Annotated in this window: 7 protein-coding genes and 2 pseudogenes; 2 read left to right on the top strand and 7 right to left on the bottom strand. The window is 42.4% G+C overall.

Annotation, left to right across the window (positions count from 1 at the left end):
• Window positions 1-72 precede the first annotated feature (72 nt).
• The 4 genes from MBEAL2_RS31625 to MBEAL2_RS04895 form a co-directional block, all read right to left on the bottom strand.
• Window positions 73-231, bottom strand: a complete 159-nt coding sequence (locus MBEAL2_RS31625; RefSeq protein ID WP_161798170.1) for a hypothetical protein — start codon at window positions 229-231, stop codon at window positions 73-75.
• The gene (locus tag MBEAL2_RS32650; RefSeq protein ID WP_047151168.1) at window positions 224-517 is read right to left on the bottom strand and encodes a hypothetical protein; all 294 of its coding nucleotides are present in this window, start codon (window positions 515-517) and stop codon (window positions 224-226) included. The genes MBEAL2_RS31625 and MBEAL2_RS32650 overlap by 8 nt, the downstream gene beginning before the upstream one ends.
• Entirely contained in the window at window positions 514-735 is a 222-nt protein-coding gene (locus MBEAL2_RS04900; RefSeq protein WP_047151167.1) for a hypothetical protein, read from the bottom strand. The genes MBEAL2_RS32650 and MBEAL2_RS04900 overlap by 4 nt, the downstream gene beginning before the upstream one ends.
• A gap of 93 nt (window positions 736-828) precedes the next feature.
• On the bottom strand, window positions 829-1,398 hold the full coding sequence (locus tag MBEAL2_RS04895) for a CBO0543 family protein (protein ID WP_152667698.1): 570 nt from the start codon (window positions 1,396-1,398) through the stop codon (window positions 829-831).
• A 489-nt stretch (window positions 1,399-1,887) separates the two neighbouring features.
• On the opposite strand from MBEAL2_RS04895, the gene MBEAL2_RS04890 reads away from it, so the two are divergent.
• Both MBEAL2_RS04890 and MBEAL2_RS04885 read left to right on the top strand, forming a co-directional pair.
• A complete protein-coding gene (locus tag MBEAL2_RS04890; protein ID WP_047151165.1) occupies window positions 1,888-2,199 on the top strand; it encodes a PadR family transcriptional regulator in 312 nt (103 codons plus the stop codon).
• Between the two features lie 17 nt (window positions 2,200-2,216).
• Window positions 2,217-2,848 (top strand): annotated as a pseudogene (locus MBEAL2_RS04885) (DUF2812 domain-containing protein).
• Window positions 2,849-3,548: 700 nt separating this feature from the next.
• Here the strand turns inward: MBEAL2_RS04885 and MBEAL2_RS04880 are convergent.
• From MBEAL2_RS04880 to MBEAL2_RS04870, 3 genes and pseudogenes are all read right to left on the bottom strand, one after another.
• On the bottom strand, window positions 3,549-5,420 hold the full coding sequence (locus MBEAL2_RS04880; protein WP_047151164.1) for an ABC transporter ATP-binding protein: 1,872 nt from the start codon (window positions 5,418-5,420) through the stop codon (window positions 3,549-3,551).
• Window positions 5,421-7,149, bottom strand: a pseudogene (locus MBEAL2_RS04875) (ABC transporter ATP-binding protein). It abuts the gene before it with no gap.
• Window positions 7,146-7,457, bottom strand: a complete 312-nt coding sequence (locus MBEAL2_RS04870; protein ID WP_047151163.1) for a hypothetical protein — start codon at window positions 7,455-7,457, stop codon at window positions 7,146-7,148. Before MBEAL2_RS04870 ends, MBEAL2_RS04875 begins: the two are co-directional and overlap by 4 nt.
• Window positions 7,458-7,494: the final 37 nt, after the last annotated feature.

Here is a 7,494-nt window from a genome sequence, read left to right as displayed (position 1 = left end):
TTAATAACATCAATATATTAAACCAGTTGACTTAGTAACAAATTGAACAGGTTCATAATTTTATCACCTGAATTACATATGTAAGATGACAATACACCCCAAAGCACCAAATCCAATTCCAATAGTGATTAACAACGCTTTTATCATTTTCCATGGCATGATTTTTAGAAGGAAGGCAATCATTTCAAAAAAGAGTCCTGTTATAAAATAAAAAATGACATTATCACCCATCCCAAGTCCAGCACCTGTATACCTCGTTTTCCTTATGTTTGTATTCTGTAAAACGAATGCCTGCCCTTATAAAAGCATAAGCAGCTACCCAGCAAACAATTACCATAGCCCATGCATTAGCTGTATTCATTTGTTTCCCCACTCTTTCCCTTGAATAAACGGCTCTTATTCCTTTCTGTGAGTTGATTATGACCAATACGACGTTGATTCCCTTGTCGAGAAGCCAGTTTGCCAGGTTAAACCAGTAATGCCTAGTCGGCTCCATGCCAATAATGATCCGGTTCAAGCGGTGTTTTTCTGTAGTCCGTCAAACCATCGTTCTAATTTCTTGAATCCTTTCTGTTCATCGGTAAAAGTAAGATGTCGAGGGGTAAGTACAATCCCCCGAAAGTTTGTCGCTTGCGCGACATGTTTTTCTTTCGCCATATCAATTCCAATAACAAGATGGGAAGGGATAATTCTTTCTATCCGTTGATTTTGACCCTGAGATTGTTTAAACTTCATAATAAGAGCGCCTCCTTGATGGGTTTTTAGGGCTTTGACCCTGTGCACACCCCCATCATACCGAGGCGCTCCTTTTTTGGTAAAGACTATTTCTTAGCCTCTACAGGAATGTGTAGTTGAATAAGGGATCGTCTTTCCTTTAAGGTTTTCTACAATGGCTCTCACGGTAATCCCTACTATGATGTAATAAACGAACGAGTAAATATATCTCCATTTAATATAAGCAACAACCATAATCCAATTGCAAAAAGGCTCTCCGATAAAAGCATAAACCACGCTCATGCAAACTAAACCAATGCAATATGACTTCCAAGTCCTAAGGTACTGATATAACAACATATACGCAACAGGAATCATAGACAAATCAAAAGCAAAAGCCTCAGGCACAAGCGGTATTAATTCAATTGGATAGTCCCAAAAATTTAAATTATAACCGACCAAATCTAAAAGTTTAGTTATAATCGCGATGAATAGTCCAACAACAAGAATTTCGAGTTTTCGTCGCTTGTCAACAACCTTCGCCCAAATAAGCCAGGGAACGATTAAAAACGCCAAAAGCAACCACCATTGAGAGCTTAAAAAAGCAAAATTAAAGAACCTTTCAATATTAATTCGAACTAATTCTGTAATTAACTCCCTTTCCCTCAATATGTTTTCGCCCAAGTTAGTTACCACCTTTGAAAATCAATTACTTATAACATGTTCACTAATAGAAGAAATATACATTAGCTTATCTTGGGACGAACACGAAACTTCGAAAAGCAAAAAAACAAGCGCATTCTCATTCCTTAACTTCGAATGTATTATCAATATAGCAACGGAAGATTATTTCGTTAAACTCCGTTAACGTAATAAAAGAAGACCACCAAAGCAGCCTCTTGTTTCACTAAAGATTCCCGTTAGCCACTCATGCCGCAGGGCGCAGCACCACAGATGATGTAAGAAAACTTCGTTCTTACATCATCTGTGGTACCTCAAACCGAGGCATAGGTGGCTAACGAGCTCAACAAACTTTAGGAACAGCAGCCAGCCTATTGGATTCGATTGCCGTTTTTTTATGTTGCAATATAAAGTATAACTGTATATAGTATAACTATATAGCTTGACGATATAAAGTTAAACGATATAAAGTTTTTAACCAGGAGGGTAAGCATGGAAAGAGATAAACACTTGCCGTTGACCGAAACCGTTTATTATATTCTGTTGGCCTTGGTTGAGCCAGCGCACGGTTATCTAATAATGCAGAAGGTAGAGGAGCTCAGCGGCGGGCAAGTTCGAATGGCCGCTGGTACCCTGTATGGTGCGATTGAGAATCTAGTAAAACTGAAGTTCATTCAGCCTGTGGCCAGCGAGGACAGCCGCCGCAAGGTGTATGCCATTACCAACAAAGGATTGGATATTCTACGCCTTGACCTTGAGCGAATGAAGCACATGATTAACGTGACGGCAGATCGATTGAAATGAGAATGGAGGAGCTATGAATGAAGAAATACAAATTCTTTACTAACTTCGACGAAGAAGAAAACTGGCTGAATGACATGGCAAAACAGGGTTACCGATTCACAAAAAAGACGATATTCGGCTATAAATTCGAACCTGAAAAGCCAGAGAATGTAATTATAAAAATGGATTACCGCACCTTTAAAAAGCAGGAAGATTTCGAGGATTATTGTGCTTTATTTGAGGACAGCGGCTGGGAACATATCGCGGGAACAAAAAGCTCGGGATATCAATATTTTAAGAAAGCAAGCAAACAGGGAAGTGAAGAGATCTTTTCGGATGTTGATTCCAAAGCTGGCCGGTATAAGCGGCTGTCGGACATGTGGGCTACGTTAGTTTTTTCCTGCATCCCTATACTGGCGACACTTATTTCTACTGACACGATCGATCCGGGAGTATTGTTTGATCCAAAATCACTATATTATACTCCAGGACTATGGCATTTAAACGGAGCGGCTTTCTGGAGGCTTTTCTCTTCGAAACGCCATTCGCCCTGTTTAGAGGCTTCTTATGGTTAATCTTCCCGGCTGCGATAATCATATATTTGTATTTCGCATTTAAAGCAAATAAACAATATAAGAAAACACAAGAAGATAAAATCATCTGCAAATAAAAACAAACCGCCCCGATGTAAATCATATCTGCAGAAGAGCGGGATAAACCGAGGGTTGATTAAGCTCCCATGTAAGAATGAAATTTTCTTGCATCATCTGTGGTGCTTCAAATCGAGGCATGGGTGGCTAACGGGGAACAAGAGCTGTCTCTTTGGATAGCTCTTGTTCTATAACCAAAATTATTGACACTACCTTTCCCTCTCTCATTAGTGATATTTAAATAACAAATTTAAATCCAGTCACTAACCTACAATTTCACCTTGTGTACCATCCGTTCTCATTTGAAATAATTTTTCTCCATACGGTTCATTACGTGTTTTAAGACAATATAAGTTAATAACAACCATCTTTGCGAAAAAGGCCTTTTTTAATTAACATTACAAGCTTATTCATCCTTTATCTGTGTAACAGATGTAGGATGCTCAGTCTTTTTCGGAGTACATTACACCATCTAAATATTGGTGGCAACCTACCATAGTAACTTCATATATAAACTTTTCAAGCGTGATTGCATCGGCTTGTTTTTGTCTTAAAATCAACAGGGTTTCCGGGATATATTTCGGTTGTAAAAATTCATCGTTTGAATTGAAATCTTTAGTTTCTTTCAACCAAAAAAGCAAGAGGGTAATAAGAACAAATAGCTTAGAAAAAAGACTAACTGCCCTCCCTATTTAGTTAGAGAGCAAAAAGGAAAAATGCTTATGTTTGATGGCTGGAATCATATAGTAAATGTATTTCTTCTTTCGATATCCTTCTAACATTAGATGACCAGCCTAATGAACGCGCTTTTGAACACATTTGCACCTCATATAATGTATCGGCATCGCGAATTGTATTTAGCCTATGGGCGATAATAAAGCTCGTTCGTCCCTTCATAATGTTTAGTAGCGCTTCCTGTATATGAAGCTCTGTCCGCGTGTCTATGCTGCTCGTAGCCTCATCCAGAATGAGGATGGAAGGCTTCGCCAGGAGCACTCTTGCAATCGCCAGAAGCTGACGCTGCCCCTGGCTTAAATTCCCGCCGTTCTCTGAGAGTTGCGTATCATACTGATACGGAAGACGCTTAATAAAAACATCTGCGTTCGCCATGGTTGCCGCCGCTTCCACTTCCACATCGGTTGCATCCGGCTTGCCGTATTTTATATTTTCTTTAATCGTACCCGAGAATAAATAGGTGTCCTGCAGTACAATCCCGAAGCTTCTTCTTAAGCTGTCTCTTGTATACTCCCTTATGTCCCTGCCATCAATTAAAATTCTTCCGCCCGTTACATCATAAAATCGTGTAAGCAAGTTTACAATCGTTGTTTTCCCCGCGCCTGTCGGGCCTACGAGTGCAGTGCTGCTTCCCGGATCTGATGCGAAGCTCACTCCCTCCACTACCGGCACATCCGCTCTATAGCCAAAACAGACGTTTTCAAATACGACATGCCCTGTTGGATTTTTCAACACGATTGCATCCGGCGAATCTTTCGGTTCCTCCGGTTCGTCAAGAACCTCAAATACCCTCTCTGCCCCCGCTACACCGGACTGCAGCGTGTTAAATATATTAGCCAAATCATTTAACGGCCTGACAAATTGCCGCGAATAGCTTAAAAAACTAGCAATGACACCGACAGTAACCAGGTTTTTTACCGCCAGCAGGCCACCTGCAATCGCGATAATAGCAAATGCTGCATTATTAATGACATTCATAAGGGGCATGAGAAACCCGGACCAGATTTGAGCCTTTAACCCCGCCTCATACAGCCTGGTGTTTACCGTGTCAAACTCTGCAATGGCCTTCTCCTCATGATTAAATGCTTTGACTACCTGGATTCCCGTAATCGTTTCCTCGATATGGCCATTCAGCTTTCCAAGCTGCACCTGCTGGTCTTTGAACAATACGCTCGTTTTCTTCGCAATGGTGCGGGTTAGCAGAAACATGACAGGGACAGCAAGCAGACTGGCGGCAGTAAGCGCCGGGCTTAAGAACAGCATCATAGCAAGCGAACCAGCGATCGCAATAGAGCCAGTCATTAGCTGGGTCGTCGATTGTGAAATTGTGCTGCTTACATTATCGATGTCGTTAGACAGCCTGCTCATTATTTCACCGTGAGGGCGGGCATCAAAGAAAGCCACAGGCAGTTTTTGCAGTTTTTCAAACAGTGCGCCTCTCAGATTCATAACGATTCGCTGGGACACGCCTGCCATAAGCCACCCCTGCAGGAAAGTGAGAAAGGCATCAAAGACATACACGGCAGCAAGTGCCAGCAGGAGCATTTTCAGCACCCCGAAGTTCACTCCTCCTTTGGAGGCAGACATAGCATCAATGCATACACCGATGAAGTAGGGACCTAATAATGTGAGGATGGAGTCAACTAAAATAAAAAGAAAGATAACCGTCAACCGTTTTCTTTCCTTGCCGAAATAAAACCACAGTCTTTTAAGAGTTTTCTGGAAGTTTTTGGGTTTGATGACAGGCCCTCTTCCGCGGTGGCGGCCAAAACCGCCGCCAAATCTAGCTGGATTGTTTCCTGCCGGATTGCCGTATTGTTCTTTGCCCGGCCTTGTGTGTTTTTTCTGCTCAGGCATTTACTGCACCTCCTTCCCTAGCTGCGACTGGAATATCTCCCGGTATATCTCACAGGATTCCATAAGCTCCTCATGTGTTCCTATCCCGGCGATTTCTCCATTATCTAGAACAATGATTTTATCTGCATCTATGACGGATGTAATTCGCTGGGCGATGATAAGACAGGTAAGCTTGTTTGCATATTTCTTTATAGACTGTTTGATCTTTGCCTCAGTCGCGACGTCGACCGCACTTGTGCAGTCATCCAGGATAAGAATCTCCGGGTTTCTAACGACCGCCCTCGCAATGGACATCCGCTGTTTTTGCCCGCCGGAAAAATTAACCCCCGCCTGCCCGATTGTTGTTTGATAGCCTTCCGGGGATGATAAGATAAACTCATGCGCCTGTGCGATCTTTGCCGCTTGTTCGATATCTTCGAACCCGGCGTCTTCCTTACCCCACCTTATATTTTCAACAATAGTACCGGTAAACAGCATCATTTTCTGAGGAACCACCGCTATTTTTTCCCGTAATCTCTTCGGGTTAATCTGCCTGACATCCGCCCCGCCGACTTTAACTGAACCTGAAGTTGCATCATAGAAACGGGGAATTAAGCTTACGAGACTGCTTTTTCCGGAGCCTGTAGAGCCGATAATTCCAACCGTTTCACCCTGCAGACAGGTGAACGTTATATTTTTAAGAACGGGTTGTTCTAATGTTCCTTTATAGGAGAAAGAGACGTTTTCAAAATCGATCCGGCCCGCTGCGGCTGTATTCTCTTCTATGTGCTCTTTCCATTCCATGCTGTTTTCCTGTGAAAATACCTCGCCAATCCGCTCTGCTGAAGCTCTTGCCCTTACAAACATATTGAAAACGATCGAAATAATCATCAACGAGAAGAGAATCTGCGTCATATAGTTAATAAAGGCAATAATATGCCCCACCTGCATTTGTCCGCTGCTGACGCCCAGTCCTCCGAGCCAGAGCACCGCAACAATACCAAAGTTTACAGTCAGCATAATTCCCGGGCTGAATACGGCCATCACCCGCATAGCTGTAACGGACTTGTCTTGAAATTCTTTGTTTGCGCTATTAAATTTATTCATTTCATAATCAAACCGGTTAAATGCCTTTACGACCCTTACCCCGGTCAAATACTCCCTTATTACCCCATTCACGCGATCAAGCGCCTTCTGCACTTTAATAAAATAAGGGAACCCGACTCTCATGTTAATGACGATTAATATCCCAACAATGGGAACAACGATGGCCAGGACGACGGCCAGGTGGGGATTCAGGCGTGTGGCCATAATAAGGCTTCCTATACATAAAAAAAGGAGCCTTCAGAAAAATTCTCATAAGCCCGTTCACAAATATTTGCACCTGGGTAACATCATTGGTTAGCCGGGTGACGAGAGAAGCTCTATCAAATGCATCAATATTCTCAAATGAGAGGGTTTGAATTTTCCTGAATAAGTCTGCTCTAAGTTCAGTTCCGAACCGCTGGGATACATTGCTTGAGATAATATTGCGGATGGAAGCCGATACAGCCCCCAGCCCCGTAATGAGCAGCATAAGGCCTCCCATGCGGATGACATAATCCGTCTGCTTGCCCGCGATGCCCACATCGATGATTTTAGACATGATGGTAGGCTGCATAAGGTCGCAAATGGCCTCAAATATTAAGAAAATGACAGCAATACAAAAACTTTTCCAGTATTTTTTTCGATACTTGCTTAAAAATCTCATCCTTCGTAACCCATTTTAGAATCAACCACGATCGTTACGGTTTTATCCTCATCGCTATATGAGAGTTCAGGATAATCGCTGGCATAATACCAGTCCTTCTCCGTTGATTTCTCTCTATTATTCACTACGAATAAATTTAGCTCTTTGCCATTAGAATCTAACAATTCGTATGTATCTCTATGCACATTTCCAATGACGATTCGCCATTTTCCCTCTTGCGGAATGATTTCAAACGGCAATTCATCGCGCTGGCAATCGAGGAGCAGCCTGCTCCCTACCGCATGCCTGACATATAAATTGGGTGCCATAGTTTTCCCGTCCCTTCATTCGTGCTGCATAACGCTT

Source organism: Aneurinibacillus tyrosinisolvens (assembly GCF_001015055.1).
Classification (GTDB): domain Bacteria; phylum Bacillota; class Bacilli; order Aneurinibacillales; family Aneurinibacillaceae; genus Aneurinibacillus_A; species Aneurinibacillus_A tyrosinisolvens.
This window is presented reverse-complemented; position numbering and strand designations above follow the sequence as displayed.

What these genes read in the sequence shown, in the direction of transcription:
- MBEAL2_RS04880 (WP_047151164.1), bottom strand. Translation starts at nt 5,420, where the DNA reads ATGCCTGAGCAGAAAAAACACACAAGGCCGGGCAAAGAACAATACGGC.
- MBEAL2_RS04900 (WP_047151167.1), bottom strand. Translation starts at nt 735, where the DNA reads ATGAAGTTTAAACAATCTCAGGGTCAAAATCAACGGATAGAAAGAATT.
- MBEAL2_RS31625 (WP_161798170.1), bottom strand. Translation starts at nt 231, where the DNA reads ATGGGTGATAATGTCATTTTTTATTTTATAACAGGACTCTTTTTTGAA.
- MBEAL2_RS04870 (WP_047151163.1), bottom strand. Translation starts at nt 7,457, where the DNA reads ATGGCACCCAATTTATATGTCAGGCATGCGGTAGGGAGCAGGCTGCTC.
- MBEAL2_RS04890 (WP_047151165.1), top strand. Translation starts at nt 1,888, where the DNA reads ATGGAAAGAGATAAACACTTGCCGTTGACCGAAACCGTTTATTATATT.